Origin of the sequence: Bradyrhizobium sp. USDA 4532 (genome assembly GCF_024171315.1) — a bacterium.
In the GTDB taxonomy this organism is placed as follows: domain Bacteria; phylum Pseudomonadota; class Alphaproteobacteria; order Rhizobiales; family Xanthobacteraceae; genus Bradyrhizobium; species Bradyrhizobium australafricanum.
Genome location: NZ_JALJZN010000001.1, coordinates 5,159,174 through 5,184,469, shown reverse-complemented (window position 1 = coordinate 5,184,469; position 25,296 = coordinate 5,159,174). Strand labels below are relative to the sequence as shown.

Annotated in this window: 27 protein-coding genes; 15 read left to right on the top strand and 12 right to left on the bottom strand. The window is 64.8% G+C overall.

Annotated elements, in window-relative coordinates; genetic code table 11:
* The first annotated feature begins 152 nt into the window (after positions 1–152).
* Positions 153–950: a tetratricopeptide repeat protein gene (locus J2R76_RS23875; RefSeq protein ID WP_253625054.1), complete on the top strand. Its 798-nt coding sequence runs from the start codon at positions 153–155 to the stop codon at positions 948–950.
* A 171-nt stretch (positions 951–1,121) separates the two neighbouring features.
* Here J2R76_RS23875 and J2R76_RS23870 read toward each other — a convergent pair whose 3' ends face one another.
* The 9 genes from J2R76_RS23870 to J2R76_RS23830 form a co-directional block, all read right to left on the bottom strand.
* The gene (locus J2R76_RS23870; RefSeq protein ID WP_038387579.1) at positions 1,122–2,096 is read right to left on the bottom strand and encodes a type II secretion system F family protein; all 975 of its coding nucleotides are present in this window, start codon (positions 2,094–2,096) and stop codon (positions 1,122–1,124) included.
* A 9-nt stretch (positions 2,097–2,105) separates the two neighbouring features.
* On the bottom strand, positions 2,106–3,083 hold the full coding sequence (locus J2R76_RS23865; RefSeq protein ID WP_057016113.1) for a type II secretion system F family protein: 978 nt from the start codon (positions 3,081–3,083) through the stop codon (positions 2,106–2,108).
* An 11-nt stretch (positions 3,084–3,094) separates the two neighbouring features.
* Complete coding sequence (locus tag J2R76_RS23860) at positions 3,095–4,558, bottom strand: CpaF family protein (RefSeq protein WP_057016114.1); 1,464 nt, start codon at positions 4,556–4,558, stop codon at positions 3,095–3,097.
* A gap of 24 nt (positions 4,559–4,582) precedes the next feature.
* On the bottom strand, positions 4,583–5,851 hold the full coding sequence (locus J2R76_RS23855) for an AAA family ATPase (RefSeq protein WP_018269598.1): 1,269 nt from the start codon (positions 5,849–5,851) through the stop codon (positions 4,583–4,585).
* Positions 5,848–6,600, bottom strand: a complete 753-nt coding sequence (locus tag J2R76_RS23850; RefSeq protein WP_057016115.1) for a CpaD family pilus assembly protein — start codon at positions 6,598–6,600, stop codon at positions 5,848–5,850. Before J2R76_RS23850 ends, J2R76_RS23855 begins: the two co-directional genes overlap by 4 nt.
* Before the next feature lie 8 nt (positions 6,601–6,608).
* Positions 6,609–8,087 (bottom strand): type II and III secretion system protein family protein, encoded by a 1,479-nt coding sequence (locus J2R76_RS23845; protein WP_141341582.1) that lies wholly within the window; start codon positions 8,085–8,087, stop codon positions 6,609–6,611.
* Positions 8,088–8,089: 2 nt separating this feature from the next.
* The gene (cpaB, locus tag J2R76_RS23840) at positions 8,090–8,884 is read right to left on the bottom strand and encodes a Flp pilus assembly protein CpaB (RefSeq protein ID WP_076824885.1); all 795 of its coding nucleotides are present in this window, start codon (positions 8,882–8,884) and stop codon (positions 8,090–8,092) included.
* A 127-nt stretch (positions 8,885–9,011) separates the two neighbouring features.
* Positions 9,012–9,536, bottom strand: a complete 525-nt coding sequence (locus tag J2R76_RS23835; protein WP_028334676.1) for a prepilin peptidase — start codon at positions 9,534–9,536, stop codon at positions 9,012–9,014.
* A gap of 172 nt (positions 9,537–9,708) precedes the next feature.
* Complete coding sequence (locus tag J2R76_RS23830; protein ID WP_016842642.1) at positions 9,709–9,873, bottom strand: Flp family type IVb pilin; 165 nt, start codon at positions 9,871–9,873, stop codon at positions 9,709–9,711.
* Between the two features lie 280 nt (positions 9,874–10,153).
* Between J2R76_RS23830 and J2R76_RS23825 the strand changes: the two genes are divergently transcribed.
* The 5 genes from J2R76_RS23825 (at position 10,154) to J2R76_RS23805 (ending at position 14,527) form a co-directional block, all read left to right on the top strand.
* Positions 10,154–10,984, top strand: coding sequence for a sterol desaturase family protein (locus J2R76_RS23825; RefSeq protein WP_026192176.1), 831 nt, complete (start codon positions 10,154–10,156; stop codon positions 10,982–10,984).
* Positions 10,985–10,999: 15 nt separating this feature from the next.
* A complete protein-coding gene (locus tag J2R76_RS23820) occupies positions 11,000–12,445 on the top strand; it encodes a hypothetical protein (protein ID WP_057016117.1) in 1,446 nt (481 codons plus the stop codon).
* Between the two features lie 196 nt (positions 12,446–12,641).
* On the top strand, positions 12,642–13,148 hold the full coding sequence (locus tag J2R76_RS23815) for a pilus assembly protein N-terminal domain-containing protein (RefSeq protein ID WP_057016118.1): 507 nt from the start codon (positions 12,642–12,644) through the stop codon (positions 13,146–13,148).
* A gap of 171 nt (positions 13,149–13,319) precedes the next feature.
* Positions 13,320–13,889 (top strand): TadE/TadG family type IV pilus assembly protein, encoded by a 570-nt coding sequence (locus J2R76_RS23810; RefSeq protein WP_057016119.1) that lies wholly within the window; start codon positions 13,320–13,322, stop codon positions 13,887–13,889.
* 8 nt (positions 13,890–13,897) lie between these two features.
* Entirely contained in the window at positions 13,898–14,527 is a 630-nt protein-coding gene (locus tag J2R76_RS23805; protein WP_168858009.1) for a TadE/TadG family type IV pilus assembly protein, read from the top strand.
* Positions 14,528–14,646: 119 nt separating this feature from the next.
* On the opposite strand, the gene J2R76_RS23800 is transcribed toward J2R76_RS23805, so the two are convergent.
* The 3 genes from J2R76_RS23800 to J2R76_RS23790 all read right to left on the bottom strand — a co-directional run bounded on the left by J2R76_RS23800 (position 14,647) and on the right by J2R76_RS23790 (position 16,887).
* Positions 14,647–14,859: a cold-shock protein gene (locus J2R76_RS23800; RefSeq protein WP_016842648.1), complete on the bottom strand. Its 213-nt coding sequence runs from the start codon at positions 14,857–14,859 to the stop codon at positions 14,647–14,649.
* 279 nt (positions 14,860–15,138) lie between these two features.
* Positions 15,139–15,432 (bottom strand): translation initiation factor IF-1, encoded by a 294-nt coding sequence (gene infA, locus J2R76_RS23795; RefSeq protein WP_016842649.1) that lies wholly within the window; start codon positions 15,430–15,432, stop codon positions 15,139–15,141.
* A 24-nt stretch (positions 15,433–15,456) separates the two neighbouring features.
* Positions 15,457–16,887, bottom strand: a complete 1,431-nt coding sequence (locus tag J2R76_RS23790) for a DEAD/DEAH box helicase (RefSeq protein WP_253625053.1) — start codon at positions 16,885–16,887, stop codon at positions 15,457–15,459.
* Between the two features lie 565 nt (positions 16,888–17,452).
* Between J2R76_RS23790 and urtA the strand changes: the two genes are divergently transcribed.
* From urtA to J2R76_RS23745, 9 genes are all read left to right on the top strand, one after another.
* On the top strand, positions 17,453–18,748 hold the full coding sequence (gene urtA / locus J2R76_RS23785; protein ID WP_371852088.1) for an urea ABC transporter substrate-binding protein: 1,296 nt from the start codon (positions 17,453–17,455) through the stop codon (positions 18,746–18,748).
* Between the two features lie 129 nt (positions 18,749–18,877).
* Positions 18,878–20,476: an urea ABC transporter permease subunit UrtB gene (gene urtB, locus J2R76_RS23780; protein WP_371852090.1), complete on the top strand. Its 1,599-nt coding sequence runs from the start codon at positions 18,878–18,880 to the stop codon at positions 20,474–20,476.
* A complete protein-coding gene (urtC, locus tag J2R76_RS23775) occupies positions 20,473–21,642 on the top strand; it encodes an urea ABC transporter permease subunit UrtC (protein WP_168858008.1) in 1,170 nt (389 codons plus the stop codon). Before urtB ends, urtC begins: the two co-directional genes overlap by 4 nt.
* 4 nt (positions 21,643–21,646) lie before the next feature.
* Positions 21,647–22,408 carry an urea ABC transporter ATP-binding protein UrtD gene (gene urtD / locus J2R76_RS23770; protein ID WP_016842654.1) on the top strand — a complete coding sequence of 254 codons (762 nt, stop codon included), beginning with the start codon at positions 21,647–21,649 and terminating at the stop codon, positions 22,406–22,408.
* Between the two features lie 4 nt (positions 22,409–22,412).
* Positions 22,413–23,108 (top strand): urea ABC transporter ATP-binding subunit UrtE, encoded by a 696-nt coding sequence (urtE, locus tag J2R76_RS23765; protein WP_057016124.1) that lies wholly within the window; start codon positions 22,413–22,415, stop codon positions 23,106–23,108.
* Positions 23,109–23,157: 49 nt separating this feature from the next.
* Positions 23,158–23,994 carry an urease accessory protein UreD gene (locus J2R76_RS23760; protein WP_253625052.1) on the top strand — a complete coding sequence of 279 codons (837 nt, stop codon included), beginning with the start codon at positions 23,158–23,160 and terminating at the stop codon, positions 23,992–23,994.
* Between the two features lie 27 nt (positions 23,995–24,021).
* Positions 24,022–24,324 carry an urease subunit gamma gene (locus tag J2R76_RS23755; protein WP_028334687.1) on the top strand — a complete coding sequence of 101 codons (303 nt, stop codon included), beginning with the start codon at positions 24,022–24,024 and terminating at the stop codon, positions 24,322–24,324.
* 107 nt (positions 24,325–24,431) lie between these two features.
* Complete coding sequence (locus J2R76_RS23750) at positions 24,432–24,737, top strand: urease subunit beta (protein WP_028334688.1); 306 nt, start codon at positions 24,432–24,434, stop codon at positions 24,735–24,737.
* Between the two features lie 4 nt (positions 24,738–24,741).
* Positions 24,742–25,296 (top strand): HD domain-containing protein, encoded by a 555-nt coding sequence (locus J2R76_RS23745; RefSeq protein ID WP_253604702.1) that lies wholly within the window; start codon positions 24,742–24,744, stop codon positions 25,294–25,296.

Sequence of the window (25,296 nt, the reverse complement as noted above, 5' to 3'; positions counted from 1 at the left end):
GGATGGTAGCGCGCCAACGGTTCACGCGCCGTGCAGGCCGGAACCGGAGCGTCGGCTGCCGGCGCCGCCAGTTAACCAGACGTTAGGGTTAACAGTCTATTGCTGGCACGCTCGGCTGGAACCGTTCGCCCGATTTCGTGAGTCACAGTGCCATGTGTCGACAGTCCAATCTGACCCGGCATCTTGCTTCCGCAGCCCTTCTGGCGGTCCTGGCCGCAGGGCTTGGCGGTTGCCAGACCATGTCCGACGTGGCGGGATCGATCACGTCGCGGTCCGATCCCACGCCCGATGATCCGCGCCGGGCCGTCGATGCCTATGGCGAGCGCTATCGCAAGAATCCCAAGGATGTCGCTGCCGCGGTCGCCTACGGCCAGGCCCTGCGCATGACCGGCCAGCGCTCGCAGGCCTGCGCCGTGCTCGAGCAGGCCACGATCGCCAACCCCGGCAACAAGGCGCTGCTCGCCGCCTATGGCCGCGCGCTGGCCGACAACGGCAATTCGCAGGCTGCATTCGACGTGCTGAGCCGCGCGCACAGCCCGGACAATCCGGACTGGCGGATCCTGTCCGTGCAGGGCACCACGCTCGACAAGATGAACCGGCACGAGGAGGCGCGGCGCTATTACGCCAGTGCGCTCAGGCTGGCTCCGGACGAGCCGTCGGTGCTGTCCAATCTAGGCTTGTCCTACATGCTGACCAAGGATTTGCCGAAAGCGGAAGAGACGCTGCGCCAGGCCTACGCCAGCGCTCGCGCCGACACCCGGATCCGGCAGAACCTTGCGCTGGTCGTCGGCCTGCAGGGCCGCTTCGCGGAGGCGGAAACGATCGTCAAGGCCGACCTGCCGTCGGATGAGGCCGCGGCCAACGTCGCTTATCTCCGCGACATGCTGAACCGCAAGGACGGCCCGCGGACCGCGTCGCGTGCGGCGCCGGTCGTCGCCAAGGACGACTAAACCAAACGCGGCAGCTCCACCGCCCCTTGAAAAGGGGAGGTCGCTTTGCTCGTGAGAGCAAAGCGGGTGGGGATCATCTCTCCACGAGGAGCGGTGTCTGCGGCTGACTCCCATCCCGGCCTTCCCCCTTTCAGAGGGAAGGAGAGAGGCAGCCGGCGCAGGCGAGGCAACTCAATGCATCGTGGCGATCTTGATGTAGGACGGGCCGAGGATCACGATGAACAGGCAGGGCAGGAAGAACAGGATCATCGGTACCGTCAGCTTGGGCGGCAGTGCCGCGGCCTTCTTCTCGGCCTCGTTCATCCGCATGTCGCGGTTTTCCTGCGCCATCACGCGGAGGCTCTGGCCGAGCGGCGTGCCGTAGCGTTCGGACTGCTGCAAGGCCATGCACACCGACTTCACGCCTTCGAGGCCGGTGCGGCGCGCCAGGTTCTCGTAGGCGGTCTTGCGATCCTGCAAATAGGACAGTTCCGCGGTCGTCAGCGCAAACTCCTCCGACAGCGCGACCGATTGCCCGGCGATCTCGTTGGCCACTTTCCGGAACGCGACCTCGACCGACATGCCCGACTCGATGCAGATCAGCAGCAGGTCGAGCGAATCCGGGAACGCGCGCTTGATCTGGAGCTGGCGCTTGGAGATCGCGTTCTTCAGGAACAGCATCGGCGCCTGCAGGCCGGCATAGGCCGCGCCGACGCAAATGCCGATCTTGAGCGTGAGCGACCAGTTCGCGCCGGCAATGAAGAACGTATAGATGATCGCGCCGATCAGCATCAGGATCGGCGTGACCGCCCGCGCTGCCAGGAAATAGACATACGGAGCGTGGCCGCGATAGCCCGCCATCACCAGCTTCTCGATCGCCGCTTCCTGGGCCAGCCATTTGGTGAGGTTCAGGTCATCCACCATCTTGGAGACGGCCTGCTTCGGCGTCTGGCGCAGCGTCACCTTTTCCGACTTGGAGAGACGGTCGCGCTCGCGCTGCCGCAGGCGCTCGCGCTCGCTGGCGACCGCCTTCATGCGCTTGTTGAGATCGCCGCCGGCGAGCAGCGGCATCACCAGCGTGTAGACCGTCGCGCTTGCCGCGAAGAAGGCAAGCAGCATGGTCATGAACCTGACGTCGTGGAGCTTGGCGACCAGAATATCAATCATGCTGCACCGTCAGAAATCGAAGTTGATCATCTTCTTCATCACCAGCACGCCCATCGACATCCAGATCGCGCAGGCCACCAGCATGAGCTGGCCCATCGAATTGGTCCACAGCAGGGCGATGTAGTCCGGCGTCGTCAGGAACACGAGGATCATCACGATCGGCGGCAGCGAGCCGATGATGGCGGCGGAGGCCTTCGCTTCCATCGACATCGCCTGAATCTTCTCGGCCATCTTCTTGCGGTCGCGCAGCACCCGCGACAGGTTGCCGAGCGCTTCCGACAAATTGCCGCCGGACTTCTGCTGGATCGCGATCACGATGCCGAAGAAGTTGGCCTCCGGCAGCGGCATCCGCTCGTAGAGCCGGGCACAGGCTTCGCCGAGCGGCATGCCGATCGCCTGGGTCTCGATGATGGCGAGAAATTCGCTGCGCAGCGGCTCCGGCGCGTCGTTGACGACCGCCTTGAGCGATTCGAACAGCGGCAGGCCGGCCTTGATGCCGCGCACGATGACGTCGACGGCGTCAGGCAGCGACTTCAGGAACGCCTTTTCCCGCCGCTTCTTCAGGAAGCCGAGCACCCAGCGCGGCAGGCCGAGACCCATGGCAAAGCCGATGCCGGCCGCGCCGAGCAGGCCTCCGCCAACCATGAAGGCCACGCCGAACCCGAACAGGCCAAGGGCGCCGGAGATCATCCAGAATTTCTGCTCCGACCACTCCAGTCCGGCCTGCGAGATGCGCACGCCGAGCGGGACTTTCTTGTCCTTCTGCCGACGCGCCTCGAGCTCCTTCAGCGATCCCTCTACCTGCTCGCGGCGGGAGCGTTGCGTGCGGTCGGCGTTTCGTGTCGTCGTGGGTTCGCTGCGCGCCACCGACGCGCGCCGCGACTCGGCCTTCTTCTCCCCCGAAAGGTAGGGGTACAGGAAGACCCAAGCGATGCCGCCGACCGTCGTGGCGGCGAGGAAGGCGAGAGCCAGAGTTTGCGCCTGCATCCTGCGTTCCCCTAGACCGGCGCCGGGGCGTCGGAAGCGTCCAGCGCCGCCGCAAGCCGCTTCTCTTCATTGTAGTAGCGCGCACGCTCCCAGAAGCGCGGCCGGCCGATGCCGGTCGAGCGGTGCTTGCCGATGATCTTGCCGTTGGCGTCTTCCCCGACCACGTCGTAGAGGAAGATATCCTGGGTGATGATGGTGTCGCCTTCCATGCCCATCACCTCGGTGATGTGCGTGATGCGGCGCGAACCGTCGCGCAGGCGCGCCGCTTGCACGATGATGTCGACCGAGGCGCAGATCATCTCGCGAATGGTGCGTGACGGAAGCGAGAAGCCGCCCATGGTGATCATGGATTCGCAGCGCGACAGTGCTTCGCGCGGATTGTTGGCGTGCAGCGTGCCCATCGAGCCGTCGTGGCCGGTGTTCATGGCCTGCAACAGATCGAACGCTTCGGGTCCGCGGACTTCGCCGACGATGATGCGCTCCGGGCGCATACGCAGGCAGTTGCGGACCAGTTCGCGCATCGTCACCTGGCCCTCGCCCTCGATGTTCGGCGGCCGGGTTTCCAGCCGCACCACATGCGGCTGCTGCAGCTGAAGCTCGGCGGCGTCTTCGCAGGTGATGATGCGTTCGTCGTGCTCGATATAGTTGGTCAGGCAGTTCAGCAGCGTGGTCTTGCCCGAGCCGGTGCCGCCGGAAATGATCACGTTGCAGCGGACGCGGCCGATGATCTGCAGGATGGTCGCCCCTTCGGGGGTGATCGCGCCGAACTTGACGAGCTGCTCCAGCGTCAGCTTGTCCTTCTTGAATTTGCGGATGGTGAGCGCGGGCCCGTCGATCGCCAGCGGCGGCACGATGGCGTTGACGCGCGAACCGTCGGCGAGGCGGGCGTCGCAGATCGGCGAGGATTCGTCGACGCGCCGGCCGACCTGGCTGACGATGCGCTGGCAGATGTTGAGCAGCTGCTGGTTGTCGCGAAAGCGGATGCCGGTGCGCTGGATCTTGCCGGCGACTTCGATGAACACGGTGCCTGCGCCGTTGACCATGATGTCGGCGATGTCGTCGCGCGACAGCAGCGGCTCCAGCGGGCCGTAGCCGAGCACGTCGTTGCAGATGTCGTCGAGCAACTCCTCCTGCTCGGCGATCGACATCACGATGTTCTTGATCGCGATGATCTCGTTGACGATGTCGCGGATTTCCTCGCGCGCCGATTCGCTGTCCAGCTTGGCGAGCTGGGCAAGGTCGATCGCCTCGATCAGGGCGCCGAAGATCGTCGCCTTGACCTGGTAGTAGTTGTCGGAGCGGCGGGCTTCGACGGCGGGGGCAGGCGGTGGCTTGCTGGGTGCCAGCGGCGGCGACGAGATCGCCGGTGCGACGGACTCGCGCGACATCGCCGGCGCGCCGGCTGGCTCCGGCGCCTGAAACGCGGGCTTGGGTGCCCGCACGTCCCCATCGTTTCCGCTACGCTTACCAAACACGACGTCTTGACTCCACGCGGACCACTATTTGGACCGCAGCTTTTCGAGCAGGGGCGACAGGAAGGACCCCCTCGGCTTCTTGGTCTCGCCGCGGCCTGTCAGCCGCTGCGCCATCTGTAGAAACATCTCGACCGCGCGGTGGTTGGCGGAAATCTCGGCGATCATCTGGCCGTTGTTGGCCGCCGAACCGAAGATCTGCGGATCGAACGGGATGGCGGCGATCGGCTGGCTTTCGATCGCCTTGGCGAACTCGCCGGCCGCGATCTCGGGACGCTTCGGCACGCCGACCTGGTTCAGGCAGTACAGCGGCGCGCGGTCGTTGGGCCGCGAGGCCTTCAGCAGGTCGAACATGTTCTTGGCATTGCGCAGATTGGCGAGGTCGGGCGCCGCCACGATCAGGATGTCGTCGGCCGCGATCAATGCGCGCTTGGTCCAGCCGGACCATTGATGCGGCACGTCGAGCACGATGCAGGGCATCGTGGTCCGCAGCGTATCGAAGATCGCATCGAATGCCTCGGCGCCGAAATCGTAGACCTTGTCCAGTGTCGCCGGCGCCGCCAGCAGGCTCAGATGGTCGGTGCATTTCGACAGCAGGCGGTCGACGAAGGCGGTATCGACGCGGTCCGGCGAGAACACGGCATCGGCGATGCCCTGCGCGGGATCCTGGTTGTAGTTGAGGCCGGCGGTGCCGAAAGCGAGGTCGAGGTCGGCGACCACGGAATCAAGCGCCAGGTCGCGGGCAATCGCCCAGGCGACATTGTGGGCGATGGTCGAGGCGCCGACACCGCCCTTGGCACCGACAACGGCGACGATGCGGCCGACCGCCTTGGCTTCCGGTGCCGAGAACAGGTTACAGACCGCGCGCACCACGTCGATCGCATGGGCCGGCGCGATCACGTAATCGCTGACGCCACGGCGCACCAGCTCGCGATACAGGGTCACGTCGTTGACGCGGCCGATCACGACCACGCGGGTGCCGGCGTCGCACACCGTTGCGAGCTGATCGAGGCCGGCCAGGATGTCGCCGCGGCCCTCGGTCTCGAGGATGATGACGTTGGGCGTCGGCGCCGAGCGATAGGCCTCGATGGCGGCCGCCATGCCGCCCATCTGGATCTTGAGGTGAGCCTTGGCCAGCCGGCGATCCTCGCCCGCCGACTGCACGGCGGCAGCGGTCTCGACCGTTTCGCAGAACGCCTGGACCGAAACCCGTGGCGCCGGAGCAATATGGTCGTCCACGGCCTGCGGCGGGGCGTCCGTCTGCTCTTCGGAGTTTTGCTGCGCGTAGGTGATCATTTTCCTGTGTCGCTTAGCTTGGCCCTGTCGGACTCGGGATAACTCGTGGCGGTGGTGGTGCCCTTGCGATACTTGTCGAAGGCGATGTTACGACGCGACGTATAGGCAGGGGTCTCCGCGCGCGGCTGCACGAGGTCGGTCGGGTCTTCGACCATGGCTGCGAGGTTGCGCTGATTGGCGCAGCCGAAATTGTAGTACTGCTTGTTCTCGATGTAGGACCCGTTGTGGATCGACGGGCCGAGATCTTCCGGCCAGAGACCGCACGGCCCGGCGACCGCTTTCATCTTTGGATAGTTCACGCGGATCGCGGGCATCTGGCGCGGATCCTCGGGATGGTATTTGCGAACGAGGATCCCGCGCGGCGGCACGCCGGCGGCGGCGAACGTGGCCTGGATCTCGCGCAGCGATTCCTGGGCGGTCCGTGCGTTCGGCGTGTCGGCGGGAACGTCGATGGTGACGGCGCCGGTCCCCTCGCGCATCCAGTCCTGCGCCATCCCCATCACCTCGGCGCGCTGCTCCGCAGTCAGGCCGCCGCGGCTGCGGCCGACGAAGACCACGATCGAGCGATCAGCCTCGGTGACCGCGATCGGATGGCGCTGGCGATAGTCGGCCGGTGCGTTCACCATCGCGAAACTGTTGTCGGCGGCGTGCTGGCAGGCGCCGAGCGTCATCGCGAGGCTGACGAGCGCTCCGGCGAGAGCGATGCCGCGCTGGTAACCGGCGGATGTCCTGGATGTGGTCTGTGTCATCGTCCGCCTCAGTCCGTAATGAAGCCGTAAGTGCCGCGGTAATTCCGCGCCGGCTCGGTGCGGCCGGGCACGCCGTAGACGCGATTGATGCTGCCGAGCAGGTCGGCCTGCGGGTCGGACGCGTTGGCGAAGCCGTCATCCGGACGCGACAGGTCCTTCTGCGCCACCGCGCGAACGACATAGGGCGTCACCAGCACCATCATTTCGGTCTGGTTGTTGACGAAGTCCCGGCTGCGGAACAGCGTTCCGAGCACCGGCAGCGACGCCAGCCCGGGAAGGCCGTTGATCGCCTGCTTGGTCTGGTCCTGGATCAGGCCGGCCATCGCCATCGAGCCGCCCGAAGGAATTTCCAGCGTGGTCTCGGCGCGCCGGGTCTTGATCGAGGGGATCGTCGTTCCGCCGGCGCCGCCGGTCAGCGAATTCTCGGTCGAGACTTCCGACACTTCCGTCATCACGCGCAGGCTGATCCGTCCCTCGGTCAGCACCACGGGCGTGAAGTTGAGCGAAATGCCGAACTTCTTGAAGCTGACGGTCTGAACGCAATTCCCGATCGCGCCTCCCGTCGTCGTCTGACAGGTCACGCCGGTCGGAATTGGAAACTCGCCGCCCGAGATGAAGGTCGCCGATTCGCCGGAGATCGCGGTCAGGTTCGGCTCGGCGAGTGTCCGCACCACGCCTGCGCTTTCCATGGCGCGGAGCGTCGCCGACACCGATGGGGCCGCGCCGAACGAAGTGGTGAGGGCGTTGCCGGGCACCAGCGGTGCGTTGTTCGCCGTGAACGGGTTGTTGTTGGTGAACTTCACCACGGTGGTGCCGTAGTTGAGGTTCGCGGTGAGGTCGATGCCGAGTTGCTTGATCAGGCTGCGCGAGACTTCGGCGACCGTCACCTTCAGCATCACCTGGTCGCGGCCGCGAACCGTGATGGAGTTCACAACCTTGTCGGCGCTGCCGACCAGCCGCGTGGCGATCTCGCCGGCCTGCTGCGCTTCGATCGGGCTCGCCGCGCTTCCGGTCAGCATGACGCCCTCGCCGACACCCTCGATCTGGATATCGGCGTTCGGCAGCGCTGCACGCAGGGCCGCGCGCACGCCGTTGAGGTCGCGCTTGACCGCGATGTCATAGGCCGCGATCTGCTGGCCGGCGGCGTCGAAGAACACGATGTTGGTCTGGCCGACCGTCGCGCCGATGATGTAGGCGCGTTGCGCCGAGCGGACCACGGCATTGGCGATCTTGGGATCGGCGACCAGCACGTCCTTGATGTCCCTCGGCAGATCGATCACCACCGATTTGCCGACGCCGAGTGAGAGGAAGCGGGCATTCATCTGGCCGTCGGCCGCGGCGGGAGCGGCGCGGTAGTCGCCCGCCACCACCGGCGTCAGTGCCGGGTTGAGCGTGAGCGCCGCGACGGCCGAGAACGACAATGCGCGGACCATGAAGGCCCGCATCGTCCGTTGAGTTGCCCCACCCTTCATCACCTGTGTCCTCATGGTCACTTCTGCATCGTTGCCTGGTTGGCAACGCCAAAGCGGATGACGTTGATCGTCTCACCGCGTCTCTGGTGGTTGTCCTCGATCCTGACGTCGGTCCCGTTGTTATCGGCGATGCTGCGCAGCGCCAGCGACAGGACGCCGCTCTGGCGCGCCCGCGCCAGCGTCTCGGTCTGGTCAGGCTTCAGCTCCAGCGTCACTGTCTTGCCGATCAGTGCGTTGGTGCCGTCCTTCTCCTTCGGCGCCTGGTCGATCGCAAGGACGCGGATATTGGTCAGGATGACCTCGGAATTGACGATGTCGGCGCCGTTGCGGTCGGGATTCTTGTCCCGCTTCGACAGCAGGACGTCGACCCGGTCGTTCGGCAGGATGAAGCCGCCGGCACCGGTCTCGGGAGAGATTTCGGTCGATACCGCCCGCATGCCCGTCGGCAGGATCGCGGCCATGAAGCCGCTTCCGTCGGCCTTGACGAGCTTCTGCTCGCGGATCGGCTCGCCCTGGATGAACGGGGCGCGCGCGATCGAGCCGGTGACGTCCTTGATGGCGTCGGCGTGGCTGTCCTTGCGCATGAAGCTGGCGCTGGCGGTCGCCGCCGGCCAGGTCTGCCACTGCAGGTCTTCGGCCTTCACTGCCTGGCCGAGGCCGATGTCGGAGCGCGCGACCAGGATGTCGACGGTCGGCAGCTGCGCAACTGGCGGAGGAGCCGCCGGCTTGTCGTCGCTTCCGCTCGCCAAATAAAGCGCCGCAAGGCCGGCGCAGCCTGCAATTGCCAGGACCAGAATGCGGGCCTTATCCATTACGCTTCACTTTCCACATGACGCCGCGACGCTGCCGCCGCCGTGATGGGAGTTGACCAGCTATTCGTCAAAGCATGGTTAATGAGGCGTATCTAAATCGCCTTAACGGGCGGTTACCGCTGCTTTCTCAGCGCATGGCGAAGTGCGCGAGATCGATCGTCTTGATCCAGTCCGTCTCGGGATAAATCAGGAGGGCGCCGAGAGCGAGTGCGATGCCGTAGGGAATTCCGGTCTGCTTGTCGTGCAGGCGGCTGAGCCAGGCCTGGGACGCGAGCGGGTAGGGCAATGGCCATTGCCGCAGCTGCAGCAAGAGCACGGTCAGCGCACCGCCGAACAGCGAGGCAAAGACCAGATAGGGCAGCAGGTGCTCGAACCCGAACCACAGGCTGGCCGCGGCCGCGACCTTGGCGTCTCCGCCGCCGACCCAGCCCATCGCGAACATGCCGAACGCCACCACCAGAACCAGCGCGCCTGCGCCGGCATGGGTGAGGATCTCGTGGACGCCCATCCCGGTCAGCGGCGCCAGGACAAAGAAGCCCGCCACCAGCGCCAGCGAAATCCGGTTCGGGATCGTCATGGTCAGGAGATCGCTCGCCGCCGCAAAGGCCATCAGGGCCGGAAACAGCATCAAGCGTGCGATGTCGAGGATCATGAATTCATGCCGTCAAGCTGGAGCTGCGGTCGAGACCCGACGCTAGCGGCCAATGGTGAACAATCGGAAAAGGATTACCGGCACCTTCAACAGAGGCTGCCGATCGGCCCCCGACAAATAGCAAAGGTCCCGGGATTGCCGGGACCTTTGATGCGAATTCGTCGAAGCCGGCTTACTTCAGCGAGCCCGAGATCGAGTTGAAGGTACCCGAGAGCTTCGTGCCGACGCCGTTGACTGCAGCGATGATCGCGATGGCGATACCGGTGGCGATCAGGCCGTACTCGATGGCGGTCGCGCCCGATTCGTCCTTCACGAAGCGCGAAACGAGGTTCTTCATAAAATCACTCCTGTGTACACGTGGCTGGTCGAACTAGATTTGGTCTCGCCGGCGTTCTCAGCACCGTGACCATTGCGGCACCCTAGTGTTGGACGATTTCGGCGCAGTTAATTTGATCGCATAAACTCTGCGGGAACCCGCTGATGTTGCGCACAGTAAATTTGGCATTAAACGGTCCGCTAAAATTGCGGATTGTTGCTGCGACCAGACATCCGGCGCCTATTCACGGCTCCTTAAGCGCACATCTATACCCATGGTGCTTCCGTAGTATGAGGCTGCCATGTCCACCCTCCCGATCGAAGTCATCGAGATGCTCGGCCAGACGATGATGAGGGTGGTGCCGATCACGATCGGCCTCGCGCTGTTCTTCACGGTGCTGACCCACTTCTGGGCCTGCAATCCCGGCAAGCCGTGGTGGCAGAAGCGCGAGCTGGTCACGGACATCTGCTACTGGTTCTTCGTGCCGGTATTCGCCCGCGTGCTGCGGATCGGGCTGCTGGTGGTGGGCGCGGCCGCGGTGTTCGATGTGCACGGTGCCGACGAGCTGATCTCGTTCTACGAGAACGGACACGGCCCGCTGGCGCAGCTGCCGCTCTGGCTGCAATCGATCATCTTCCTGGTCGCTTCCGACTTCATGCTGTACTGGCTGCACCGGATGTTTCACGGCGGCGGCTTCTGGAAGTACCACGCCATTCATCATTCCTCCGAGGATCTCGAATGGATCTCGGCGGCGCGCTTCCATCCCGTCAATCTGCTGATCGGCACGATCTCGGTCGACGTGATCCTGCTGATGGCCGGCATCTCGCCGAACATCATGCTGTGGGTCGGTCCCTTCACCACATTCCATTCCGCCTTCGTGCACGCCAACCTGAACTGGACGCTCGGCCCGTTCAAATATGTGATCGCCACGCCGGTGTTCCATCGCTGGCATCACACCGCGCTCGAGGAGGGTGGCGACACCAATTTCGCCGGCACGTTTCCGCTCTGGGACATTCTCTTCGGGACATTCCGCATGCCCGAAGGCAAGCTTCCGGATGATTACGGCGTCGACGCCGAGCAGGGCGTGCCGGCCGAAATCGGCGGACAGCTGGCCTATCCGTTCCGTCATTGACCGGACTGCGCGCGCATGAGTGCTGAGACCGCAACCATCCCACAGGCGCGGGCCTCGGTGTTCGCCGAAGTCCCGGCCTGGTTCTGGATGGCGTGCGGCGTCTATGCGTTGCTGCTGGTCGTCGGCGACAGGCTGCTCGCCGATTCCGACACCTACTGGCAGATTACCGTCGGTCGGTGGATCCTCGACCACCGCGCATTGCCGTCGGTCGATATCTATTCCTTCACCAAAGCGGGTGAGCCTTGGGTGTCGTCGTCGTGGCTGGCGCAGGTCCTGTTCGCGAAGGCCTACGACCTTGCCGGGTGGACCGGGCCTGCGGTGCTGGCCGCGGCCTGCGGTGCCGCCACCTTCGTGCTGCTCACCGCCATCCTCGGCCGCGCGCTGCCGGCGATCTACGCCAGCCTGATCGCGCTGGCGGCGCTGGTGCTGACATGCGGGCATCTGCTGGCCCGTCCGCATGTGCTTGCGCTGCCGATCATGATAGTCTGGGCGAACGGCCTGATGTTCGCCAGCGAACGCCGCGAGGCCCCCTCGTTCTGGCTGCTGCCGCTGATCGCGCTCTGGGCCAATCTGCATGGCGGCTTTCTGTTTGGCCTGGTGCTGGCCGGCGCCTTCGCGCTCGATGCGCTGTGGAACGCCGCGCCGGCGCAAAGATTGCCGCTGGCGCTGCGCTGGGCCGCATTCGGCCTCGGCGCGGTGGCCGCGTGCAGCGTGACGCCCTATGGCTGGGGGACGATCCTCGCCTCGCTCAGGATTCTCAGCCTCGGTGAACTGCTGCATCTCATCACGGAGTGGATGCCGGCGAGTTTCAGCCACGTCGATGCGTTCGAGCTGGCCATTCTCGGCCTGATCGGCGGGGCGCTCTATTGCGGGGTGAAGCTGCCGCTGCCGCGGATCGCCCTGGCGCTGGGCCTGCTGCACATGGCGCTATCCCATGTCAGGAATCTCGAGCTCTTCGCCCTGCTGTTGCCGCTGGCTGTGCTGACGCCGGTGGCAACCCAGTTCGGCCTGCGTGCCGCAAGCGTGGTCCGGCTGAAGGCCACGCCGGCCGTGATGCTGATCGCCGTGCTCTGCGCCGCGACCTGGTTCATCGCGGCGCGTCGGGACATGTCGCCGCCGTCGATCCATTCGCCCGCTGCCGCCGTCGACGCGCTGAAGGCGCACAACGTGCAGCGCGTGCTCAATGATCTGCAGTTCGGCGGCTATCTGATCTGGCGCCAGGTGCCGGTGTTCGTCGACGGCCGTGCCGAGCTTTACGGCGAGAAATTCGAGATGGCGTATTACCGTGCGCTCCAGCTCAAGGACGTCAACGGCTTCCTCGACCTGCTCAAGACCTACAGAATCGATGCGGTGATGCTCGATCCGGCAACGCCCGCCTCCAAGTTTCTCGATCACATCGATGGATGGCAGCGCCTCTACGCCGACGATCGCGTGGTGGTGCATGTGCGTGGTGCCGGCTAGGCGGCGGTCCCCGCGGGGGCATTTTTCCGCGGGATCACCGGGCCGTTGGTCGATCCGTTCCAGAAGTCGTGACATCCGCGCAATTCAGCGGTCGATTTTTGCTCTTCTTAAATGAATTGCCGTCAGATTTGCCTGCGTCGGGCGCCGGTCCGCTGCGTATCGCTTTTGCCGGCTTGTTAACGTCCCGGGGTAAGGTATGTCGTTTCAATTCCAGCGTATTGGCGCCGTCGCGCGCATTGGATTCATCTCGCTGGCCGCAGCCGTTCTGCTGTGGCCCGCATTCGCAACGGCCGCGCCGGATCCGGACCGGATTGCGGTCAATGTCGATCAGGCCAAGCTCGTCAAGCTGCCCGGCGGCATTTCCACCATCGTGGTCGGCAACCCGCTGATCGCCGACGTCACCCTGCAGAATGGCGGCGTTGTCGTCGTGACCGGCAAGGGCTACGGCGCGACCAACTTCATCGCACTCGACCGCACCGGCCAGGTGCTGGTGGATCGCCAGATCCAGGTCGAAGGTCCGACCGACCAGCTTGTCACCGTCTATCGCGGCGTCGATCGCGAGACCTACAGCTGCATGCCGGTCTGCCAGCGTCGCATCACCCTCGGCGACGGCGAGACCTACTTCAAGTCGACCATGGATCAGGCCGGCTCGCTCAACAGCCAGGCCTCCGGCTCGGGCGCGGCCGCGAAGCCGCAGAACTAGCGCGTGTCCGCGCCGGCGCTTCGCACGCCGGGGCAGCCGCCTGCCGCAGGCGGTTCATCCGACATGGTTAAGAAAGGCCTGACGGATCGGGTGGCCCTGTCTCGATCCGGCGAAATACTTCGACAATGAGTCTTGGGTAGTTGTTGCCGCCATGTTGATCCGGGGTCGTTGATGCCGCTACCCGCTCATTTTTTCACGCGCCTCCTCCATCGCTTTCGCAGAAACCGCCGTGGCGCGACCGCGGTCGAATTCGCGATGGTCGCGCCGCTGTTTTTCGGACTGCTGTTTGCGATCATCGAAGTGGCGATGATCTTCTTCGCGAGCCAGGTGCTGGAGACGGTGACGCAGGATTCTGCGCGCATGATCATGACCGGTCAGGCGCAGGGCGCAAGCTATACCCAGCAGCAGTTCAAGAACTACGTCTGCGGCCAGGTCAACCCGCTGTTCGATTGCGCCAATGGCATATCGGTCGACGTGCGCAGCTACCCCGCGGCGACGGGCTTCAGCAGCGTCAACATCGCGCCTCCAATCGATTCCAACAACGCATTCATTCCGGCCATGAAATGGTGTCCCGGCAAGGACGGCGACGTCGTGGTGGTCCGGCTGTTCTATCAGTGGCCGCTGTTCGTCACCAAGCTTGGCTTCAATGTCGCCAACCTCGCCAATGGCAAGCGGCTGCTGACCGCGACCGCGACATTCAAGAATGAGCCATCCGGGACTGCCGGGGCGACATGCTCATGAGCAACGTCATGAAAACCCAGGCAGCGGCCTTGCTGCGCTCCGTCGCGGCCCTGTGCAATGACCGCCGGGGCCTTGCCGCCGTCGAGTTCGCTTTCGTCCTGCCGCTGATGCTGGTGCTGTTCTTCGGCACCGTCGAGTTTTCATCCGGTGTCGCGGTCGACCGCAAGGTCACGCTTATGGCGCGCGCCGCGTCGGACCTGACCTCGCAGTCGACGCAGGTGGTGGATGCCGACCTGCAGAACTTCTTCAGTGCCAGCGTGGGCATCATGACGCCGTACGATCCGACGCCGACCAAGGTCACCTTGTCGGAGATCTACGTCGATGCCTCGAAGGTCGCGCGGATCCAGTGGAGCAAGGCGGGGGTGATGGCCACGGGCGCCACGCAGGCCACATTGACGGCCTCGAGCCGCAGCCAGGGTGATGTCGTGACCAGCGTCGTTCCGGCGGCGCTGCTGGTTGCGGGCACCTATCTGATCTTCAGCGAAGTCAGCTACAAATACGTTCCGACGGTCGGCTATGTGATGGCCAAGAGCGGCATCAATCTCACCGATGTCGCCTTCACAAGGCCGCGGCAGTCGGTTTGCGTGTTCTACGCCCCGACGTCCGCCACCATGCCGACGACCTGCTCGACCTATTAGAGCTTTCGAACGACGCGGACGCCGGTTGGCAATCCAGACAAAAAGGGCCGCACCCGAAGGTGCGGCCCTTGATGCTTTAGCGACAATTTCCTGGAGCTTCGCGCTCCCGGGAGATCGGCTTATCCGGCGGCGCGCAGATTGTCGGCCGAGGATTTGCCGGAACGGCGGTCAGCCACGATCTCGTAGGAGATCTTCTGGCCTTCACGCAGAGTGCCAAGGCCGGCGCGCTCGACTGCACTGATGTGCACGAACACGTCGTTCCCGCCTTCATCCGGCTGGATGAAGCCGTAGCCCTTGGTCGCGTTAAACCACTTCACGGTTCCCATGCTCACGTGGGTAGTCCCTTCTCAGATATACAAGTTCAAGACCCGCTGATCGGCGGGGTGGTGAGATCGAATTTTTGGAAGGGTCGTCAGCGTCTGAACCGGCTGTACCGGTATTGGCTAATGTCGTCCGGCCGAAAATCGATGGGTAGGATATTATTCGATAGAAGGCTTCAAAACAATCCTGAAAACAATCCTGACGTGCGCGATTTTTTGGCCGGCGCAGCCGCCGGCCAATTGTGCGCAGGACATCAGGACGTCATGCCCGCAGCGGTTGCAATACCCCGCTTATCGGCGGCGGAACTGGCCGCCGCGCTGGGCTCCGCCCCGCGGCGGGCCGCCGGGCGCGCCGCTCGGACGTTCGTCCTTGTGCCGGAAGATCAGGCGCCCCTTTTCGAGATCGTAGGGCGACATTTCGATCGTAACGCGGTCGCCGGCCAGCGTCTTGATGCGGTTTTTCTTCATCTTGCCGGCGGTGTAGGCGACGATCTCGTGCCCGGCATCGAGTTGCACCCGGTAACGAGCGTCGGGGAGGATTTCGGTCACCAGTCCTTCGAACTGGATCAGCTCTTCCTTAGCCATATGTTTCTCCAGATCGAGCGACGGCTAGTGCTTCGGTCGGTTCTTGTGGTTGGATTGCGGATTCGGCCGGCTCTCGCGATGCAAGAAGGCGACGCCCTGAATGCCTTCGCTGTTGCCGGCCTGCGACGGACGCGGCGACTCGCCCCGGCTCGTCTGCGGCGCGCCATTATTACCACCTCGACGGCGGCGGCGGCGAGGGCCTTTTGCGCCCGGAGCGGCCTCATTCCCACGGACATTGTGCGCACGGGGCGCAGAGCGGCCGCCCCGGTGCGGGTGGGTGGCCTGCGCCGGCCCGGCGGCCTCGCGGCCGCCAGAGGAGCTGCCTTGCGTGCGGCGGTCTTCCCGCGGCACGGTAATCCGGATCAGCCGCTCGATATCGCGCAGATAGCCCATCTCCTCGGCACCGGCGATCAGCGAGATCGCGACGCCGTCGGCGCCGGCGCGCGCCGTGCGGCCGATGCGGTGGACGTAGGTCTCCGGGATATTGGGCAGGTCGAAATTCACCACGTGGCTGACGCCGTCGACGTCGATGCCGCGGGCGGCGATATCGGTCGCCACCAGCGTGCGGATCTCGCCGGAACGGAACGCCGCCAGCGTGCGCTCGCGGTGGTTCTGCGACTTGTTGCCGTGGATCGCATTGGCCTCGATGCCGGCCTTGGCAAGGCTTTTCACCACCTTGTCGGCGCCGTGCTTGGTGCGGGTGAAGACCAGGGCGCGGTTGACCGGCTCCTGCTTCAGCAACTGGGCGAGAACCGTCGGCTTGGCCGCGAAATCGACCTGGATCGCGCGCTGGGCGATGCGATCCACCGTCGAGGCCACCGGCGTCACCGCCACGCGGGCCGGGTCGCGCAGCATCGCCTCGGCGAGCTCGGCGATGTCCTTGGGCATGGTGGCCGAGAAGAACAGCGTCTGGCGCCGGATCGGCAGCTTGGCGATGATTTTCCGGATGTCGTTGATGAACCCCATGTCGAGCATGCGGTCGGCTTCATCGAGCACCAGGAACTCGACCTGGTTGAGCTTCAGCCCGTTGCTCTGCACGAGATCGAGCAGGCGGCCGGGGGTGGCGACCAGCACCTCGACGCCCTGCATCAGGGAGCGGACCTGGCGGCCCATCGGCACGCCGCCGATGGCGAGCGCCGAGGACAGCCGGATGTGGCGGCCATAGGTGTTGAAACTGTCGAGGATCTGCCCGGACAGTTCGCGGGTCGGCGAGAGCACCAGCACGCGGCAGCTCTTGGGCTGCGGGCGGACGCGGTTCTCGAGCAGCCGGTGCAGGATCGGCAGCGCGAAGGAGGCGGTCTTGCCGGTACCGGTCTGGGCGATGCCGACGACGTCGCGGCCGGCAAGGGCTAGCGGGATGGTCTGGGCCTGGATGGGGGTCGGCGTGAGATAATTTTCTTCTCGGAGCGCGCGGGCGATGAGATCGGCGAGGCCGAAATCCTGAAAGGAGGTCAAAAGGTGGTTCTTTCCATAAAAGCCGTCGTCGTCCCGGCCCATATCGGCCGGAAGCGTGTGAAGGCATTCGGGGACACCCGCGTGTCTGGGGCGTCAAGCTGGGTTAGCTGAAAGGCGAGCCAGAAGCCGCTTGGGGCAGCTTGAACACGCAGCTCGCGAAGGCACCGCGACTCTCGCGGGCATGGCGAGGATATGGACCAGGAACTGGGCGGTTTCAAGATGAGATTGCCGTCTTTGGTGCCCGGAGTTCGCTGAACCATCGCGCAAACTGTCACAAATCGATGCCGGAAATTTAGCCAACGCGGCGATTTTGCCTACAGAATAATCTGACTGCTCTTTCGGCAGTCAAGTTGGCGGCTCAATGATTGAGCAGTCGGCTTCCGTATTTGCCCGGAACCGATGAAATTATCTAACCGGTTCATCGGCTTACAGGGGCTGCGCACCGTGGCACAGTTCTTGCGATTCCCTTAACCGCAGGCGGCCAAGCGGCCGTTCGCAGCGTTCCACGCCTGCGTCAGGGAGACGACATTTCATGCTTACTCAGCTTTCTCACAAAATAACGACGATGACCCGCCGCCGCGCGCTCGCGGCGACGGCCGGCCTGGTTTTGGGTCTGGCTGCGTCCTCGTCCCTCGCGCCCGCGCAAGCGGCCGACGACACCATCAAGGTTGGCATCCTTCACTCGCTGTCGGGCACCATGGCCATCAGCGAAACCACGCTGAAGGACACGATCCTTTTCCTGATCGACGAGCAGAACAAGAAGGGCGGCGTGCTCGGCAAGAAGCTCGAGCCCGTCGTGGTCGACCCCGCTTCGAACTGGCCGCTGTTCGCCGAAAAGGCCCGCGAGCTGATCACCAAGGACAAGGTCGCGGTCGTGTTCGGCTGCTGGACCTCGGTGTCGCGCAAATCCGTGCTCCCGGTGTTCAAGGAGCTGAACAACATCCTGTTCTACCCGGTACAGTATGAGGGCGAGGAGTCCGAGCGCAACGTGTTCTACACCGGCGCGGCGCCGAACCAGCAGGCGATCCCGGCGGTCGACTATCTGATGAAGGAAGAGAAGGTGAAGCGCTGGGTGCTGGCCGGCACCGACTACGTCTATCCGCGCACCACCAACAAGATCCTGGAAGCCTATCTGAAGTCGAAGGGCGTCGCCCAGGACGACATCATGATCAACTACACGCCGTTCGGTCACTCCGACTGGCAGACGATCGTGGCCGACATCAAGAAGTTCGGCTCGGCCGGCAAGAAGACCGCGGTGGTCTCCACCATCAACGGCGACGCCAACGTTCCGTTCTACAAGGAACTCGGCAACCAGGGTATCAAGGCGACCGAGATCCCGGTGGTCGCGTTCTCGGTCGGCGAGGAAGAGCTCGCCGGCATCGACACCAAGCCGCTGCTCGGCCATCTCGCCGCCTGGAACTACTTCGAGTCGATCAAGACCCCGGCGAACGAGAAGTTCATCAAGGAGTGGCAGGCCTACACCAAGAACCCGAAGCGCGTGACCAACGATCCGATGGAAGCGCACTACATCGGCTTCAACATGTGGGTGAAGGCGGTCGAGAAGGTGAAGTCGACCGATCCGGACAAGGTGATCGATGCGCTTCCCGGCATCGAGGCGCCGAACCTGACCGGCGGCGTGTCGCAGATGCTGCCGAACCACCACATCACCAAGCCGGTGTTCATCGGCGAGATCAAGGGCAACGGCCAGTTCGACGTGGTCTGGAAGACCCCGGGCCTGGTGGCCGGCGACGCCTGGTCGAAGGAGCTCGAGGGCTCCAAGGACCTGATCGGCGATTGGGTCGGCAAGAAGTGCGGCAACTTCAACACCAAGACCAACAAGTGCGGCGGCCAGGGTTCCTGACAACAGGGCTCCTGAGCTCCTGACCTGAACAACGACACAACGCAACCATCCAAGAACCTGGAGAAGGCGGCACAGCTCGCCGCCTTCTCCTCACACTCCTGCCGGGGTACTGACGTGTTCGCCAATTGTATTGATCGTTTTCGTGCGCTGTTTCTCTCGATCCTGCTGCTGAGCTGCCTCACAGTGCCGGCGCTGGCTGGTCCGTTCGAGGATTCAGTCGCCAAATTCGCCAATGACGAGTTCTCCGACACCGAGGCGGCGATCGGCGAGGTCGCCGCGTCGGGCAATGTGCTGGCCTCGCCCATCATCAGCGCGCTGCAGGACGGCCGGCTCTCGGCCGATCCCGACAGCAAGAAGGTCTTCATCACGCGGACCGACGGCAAGATTGTCGACGCCACCACCGGTGCTGCGGTCGACAAGCTGCCCGACAACGCCGCCGCCGTCCGCCTCAACAACCGCCTGCGCCGCACCGTGGAGGCTGCGCTCGGCGGCCTGACGCTGCTGTCGCCGGATCCGGCCAAACGCCTCGCCGCCGCGCAGTCGGTGTTCAAGAGCCACGAGGAGAATTTGCTGCCGACGGTGGAGGCTGCGCTCGCCAAGGAGAACGTCAAGTCGGTCAAGCAGGCCTTCGCCGAGGCGCGCGCCGCCATCATCCTGTTCAAGTCGGACGCATCCGACAGCGACAAGCTCGACGCCGTCGCCGTGGTCAAGGCGCGCGGCGATCAGGAGGCGCTGGCGCTGCTCACCGGCCTCGGCGCCGACCAGCCACCGCTGGTCGCCAACGCGGCCGCGAGTGCGGTGTCCTCGATCCAGAGCAATCTGGCGATGTGGTCGATGGTGCAGAATGCCTGGTACGGCCTGTCGCTCGGCTCGGTGCTGCTGCTCGCCGCGATCGGGCTTGCCATCACCTTCGGCGTGATGGGCGTCATCAACATGGCGCATGGCGAGATGGTGATGCTCGGGGCCTACACCACCTTCGTGGTGCAGGAGGTGATCCGAAGCCGCTATCCTGCGCTGTTCGACTATTCGCTGCTGATCGCGGTGCCGCTCGCCTTCCTGGTCGCCGGCTTGATCGGTGTCGTGATCGAACGCACCATCATCCGCTTCCTCTACGGCCGCCCGCTGGAGACGCTGCTCGCGACTTGGGGCCTGTCGCTGGTGTTGCAGCAGGCGGTGCGCACCGCGTTCGGTCCGACCAACCGCGAGGTCGGCAACCCCTCCTGGATGAGCGGTGCCTTCGAGCTCGGCCAGATCACGATCACCTATAACCGGCTCTGGATCCTCTGCTTCACGCTCGCGGTGTTTGCCATCCTGCTGGCGATGCTGCGCTACACCGCGCTCGGACTCGAGATGCGCGCGGTGACCCAGAACCGCCGCATGGCGGCCTCGATGGGGATCGCCACCTCGCGCGTCGACGCGCTGACCTTCGGTCTCGGCTCGGGGATCGCCGGCATTGCCGGCGTGGCGCTGTCGCAGATCGACAATGTCAGCCCGAATCTCGGCCAGAGCTACATCATCGACAGCTTCATGGTCGTGGTGTTCGGCGGCGTCGGCAATCTCTGGGGCACGCTGGTCGGCGCCTTCACGCTCGGCATCGCCAACAAGTTCCTCGAGCCTGTCGCGGGCGCGGTGCTCGGCAAGATCGCGATCCTGGTGCTGATCATCCTGTTCATCCAGAAGCGGCCGCGCGGCCTGTTCGCGCTCAAGGGTCGGGCGGTGGAAGCATGACGCCGCACATCCTCACCCGTTCGCTCGACCGCGCGGCGACCGCGTTCGTCCTGATCGTCGCCGCGATCGGCGTGCTGATCCCGCTGTCGAACCTGCTGCTGCCGCAGGGCTCGATGTTCCAGGTGCCGACCTATCTGGTCGCGCTGTGGGGCAAATATGTCTGCTACGCCATCCTCGCGCTCTCGATCGATCTGATCTGGGGCTATTGCGGCATCCTCTCGCTCGGCCACGGTGCGTTCTTCGCGCTGGGCGGCTACGCGATGGGGATGTACCTGATGCGCCAGATCGGCAGCCGCGGCGTCTACGGCAACCCGATCCTGCCCGACTTCATGGTGTTCCTGAACTGGAGCAAGCTGCCCTGGTATTGGTACGGCTTCGACAAGTTCTGGTTCGCCGCGCTGATGGTGCTGCTGGTGCCGGGTCTGCTCGCCTTCTGCTTCGGCTGGCTCGCCTTCCGCTCGCGCGTCACCGGCGTGTATTTGTCGATCATCACGCAGGCGATGACCTATGCGCTGCTGCTGGCGTTCTTCCGCAACGATTTCGGCTTCGGCGGCAATAACGGGCTGACCGACTTCAAGGACATCATCGGCTTCAACGTGCAGGCCGAAGGCACCCGCGCGGCGCTGTTCCTGCTGAGCTGCCTTGCGCTGATCATCGCGTTCCTGATCTGCCGCGCGATCGTGACCTCGAAGCTCGGCAAGGTCCTGATCGCAGTACGTGACGCCGAAAGCCGGACCCGTTTCCTTGGCTATCGTGTCGAATCCTACAAGCTGTTCGTGTTCACGCTGTCGGCCTGCATGGCCGGCGTCGCCGGTGCGCTGTACGTGCCGCAGGTCGGCATCATCAATCCCAGCGAGTTCGCGCCCGCCAACTCGATCGAGGCGGTGATCTGGGTCGCGGTCGGCGGCCGCGGCACGCTGATCGGCGCGGCGCTCGGCGCCGTCGTCGTCAACTATGCCAAGACGTTCTTCACCTCGGGGCCGCTTGCACCGTACTGGCTGTTCATGCTGGGCGCGCTGTTCATCCTGGTCACGCTGCTGTTGCCCAAGGGCATCGTCGGTACCTTCAACGCCTGGTGGGAGCCGCTGAAAGCGCGGCGCAACTCACCCGACGCCGAGAGTGCCGCGCGCGAAGACGGCATCGGCGCACCGAACCCGGCGGAGTAGGCAGATGAACGTCATGGACACCCGCGCCACCTCGGCCATGCTCTACCTCGACGGCGTGCATGTCTCGTTCGACGGCTTCCACGCCATCAACAATCTGTCGCTGGCGCTCGAACCCGGCGAGATGCGGGCCATCATCGGCCCGAACGGCGCCGGCAAGACCACGATGATGGACATCATCACCGGCAAGACCAAGCCGGACGAGGGCACCGTGCTGTTCGACGGCACCGTCGACCTGACCCGCCTCGACGAGACCCGTATCGCCGAGCTCGGCATCGGCCGCAAATTCCAGAAGCCGACGGTGTTCGAGAGCCAGACCGTGCAGGACAATCTCCTGCTCGCGCTCAATGTCGATCATTCCGTGCGCGGCACGCTGTTCTGGCGCGGCAGCAAGGCTGAGTCCGAGCGCATCGACAAGGTGCTCGAGACCATCCGCCTGACCGATGCGCGCAACCGCCTCGCCGGCAGCCTGTCGCACGGCCAGAAGCAGTGGCTCGAGATCGGCATGCTGCTGGCGCAGGACCCGAAGGTGCTGCTGGTCGACGAGCCGGTCGCCGGCATGACCGATGTCGAGACCCATCTCACGGCCGAGCTCCTCAAGGAGATCAACAGGAACCACACCATCATGGTGGTCGAGCACGACATGACCTTCGTGCGCGAGCTTGGCGTCAAGGTGACCTGCCTGCATGAGGGCTCGGTGCTCGCCGAAGGTTCGATTGACCAGGTGTCGTCGAACGAGCGGGTGGTCGAAGTGTATCTGGGGCGCTAGGGCGATGCTGAAGATCGACAACATCAATCTCTATTACGGTGCGGCGCAGGCGCTGCGCGGCGTGTCGCTGACCGCCGAACCGGGCAAGGTCACCTGTGTGCTCGGCCGCAACGGCGTCGGCAAGACTTCGCTGCTCCGCGCCATGGTCGGCCAGTATCCGATCGCTTCCGGCACGATCAATTTCGACGGCAAGGACATCACCGCGCTAAAGCCCTATGAGCGGGCGCGGCGCGGCATCGGCTTCGTGCCGCAGGGCCGCGAGATCTTTCCGCTGCTGACGGTGGAAGAGAACCTCAAGACTGGCTTCGGTCCGCTCAAGCGCGAAGACCGCAACATTCCCAACGACGTGTTCTCGCTGTTTCCGGTGTTGGAGACCATGCTGGGCCGCCGTGGCGGCGACCTTTCCGGCGGCCAGCAGCAGCAGCTTGCGATCGGCCGCGCGCTGGTGATGCGGCCAAAGCTCCTGCTGCTCGACGAGCCGACCGAGGGCATCCAGCCCTCGATCATCAAGGATATCGGCCGCGCCATCTCCTATCTGCGCAATCTCGGCAACATCGCCATCGTGCTGGTCGAACAATATCTCGACTTTGCCTGCGAACTCGGCGACAGTTTTGCCGTGATGGACCGGGGTGCGGTGAAATATGCCTGCGACCGCGCAAGCCTCGATCCCGCCGAGATCAGCCGCCAGATGGCGCTGTGAACAGGATGTGACGCCGCCTGTCGTGGCGCGCGAAGGGAGCGTTGGGGGAATGCGGACCGGGATCGCAGGCGCGGCAGCGGCGACGTTTGCGGCAAACCGCGCCCAGGGTGCGGTCCGGCTCGGCGTGCATCTGAAAGACGGCGCCACGCGCCGCGGCGACCTGCATGAGTCCGGCTCGCTGCGCGTCCGCTTCCCATCGCCGGAGGACGACGGTCTCTCGGCCATGTTCGTCAACACCGCCGGCGGCATTGCCGGCGGGGATGGCTTCGAGATCGCGATCGCGGCCGGCGAGGGCGCGCGTTTGACGCTGACCACGGCGGCGGCTGAGAAAGTCTACCGTGCACCGGCAGCGGCGGCACGGCTCGACATCGCGCTGACCGTTGCCGCAGGCGCGCATCTCGCCTGGCTGCCGCAGGAAACCATCCTGTTCGACCGTGCCCGCATTCACCGCGGCTTCGACATCGACCTTGCCGAGGGTGCCTCGCTCCTGCTCTGCGAGATCGTGGTGTTCGGCCGCGCCGCGATGGGCGAGACCATGCGCCACGGCGAGTTCGTCGACCGCTGGCGGATGCGCCGTGGCGGCAAGCTGGTGTTCGCCGAGACCGTCAGGCTCGACGGCGAGATCGGCGAGAAGCTCGCGCGACCCGCGATCGCGGGCGGCGGCTGCGCGATCGGCACGGCGCTGATCGTGCCGGGTGACGAAGCCTTGGTCGAGCGCATCCGCGAGGCGTCGGAAAGCTTCGGCGGCGAGGTCGGCATCTCCGCCTGGAATGGCTTTGCAATGGCCCGCTTCTGTGCCCAAGATGCGGCCCGGCTGCGCGCTGACATGATGACGGTGCTCGGCCGCGCCTCCACTGTCCCGCTGCCGCGGCTTTGGCTCAACTAATCCTTTCAACGCTTTCAGAGTGCTCGCATGAATTTGTCTCCCCGCGAAAAGGACAAGCTCCTGGTTTCGATGGCGGCCATGGTGGCGCGGCGCCGGCTCGAGCGCGGCGTCAAGCTGAACCATCCCGAAGCCGTCGCGTTGATCACCGACTTCATCGTCGAGGGCGCGCGCGACGGCCGCACCGTCGCCGAGCTGATGCAGGCCGGCGCCAAGGTCCTGACCCGCGCGCAGGTGATGGATGGCATCCCGGAGATGATCCACGACATCCAGGTCGAGGCGACATTCCCCGACGGCACCAAGCTCGTCACCGTGCACGAGCCGATCCGATAGCGTCATTGTCATTCCGGGGCGGCCGAAGGCAGAACCCGGAATCCAGAGATTGTTGATCGAGATTCCGGATTCACGCTTCGCGTGCCCCGGAATGACAGGAGAGACGAATGATCCCCGGCGAACTCTTCATCAAGGACGGCGAGATCGAGCTCAATGCCGGCCGCAAGACCGTGACGCTCTCGGTCGCCAACACCGGCGATCGTCCGATCCAGGTCGGCTCGCATTACCACTTCTTCGAGACCAACCCGGCGCTGAAATTCGACCGCAAGAAAGCCCGCGGCATGCGCCTCGACATCGCCGCCGGCACCGCCGTCCGCTTCGAACCCGGCCAGACCCGCGACGTCCAGCTCGTCGCACTCGCCGGCAAGCGCGTGATCTACGGCTTTCGCGCCGAGGTGAAGGGGAAGCTGTAGCGCCATGCTTCCTGCTGTCCGCATGGTCTCCGAAGCTGCCGAGCTTGCCGCGCACCGTCATAACGGGATGGCGCGCAAGGGGCGGGGGAGTGAGCCTTACATCAACCATCTCGCCGAGGTCGCGAATCTGCTCGCGCAGGTCACTAACGGCACCGATGCCGAACTGGTGGCTGCCGGCTGGCTGCACGACACCATCGAGGACACCGAGACCACGCGCGAGGAGCTCGCGCAGAAGTTCAGCGCGCGCGTTGCCGATCTCGTTGTCGAGTGCACCGATGACATGAGCCTGCCAAAGCCTGCCCGCCGGCAAAAGCAGATCGAGGATGCTCCGCACAAATCTCCCGGTGCAAAGCTGATCAAGATCGCCGACAAGATCAGCAATATCGGCGCGCGGATCGTGCCGCATCCAAGCAAGGACGAGCGCGACGATCTCGCCGACTATGCGGCCTGGGCCGACAAGGTCGTTGCCGGTTGCCGGGGCATCAATCCGCGGCTCGACCGCATTTTCGATGACACGATTGCGCGCGCCAAGGCCGCGCTGGCTGAAACTGGGGGCTGA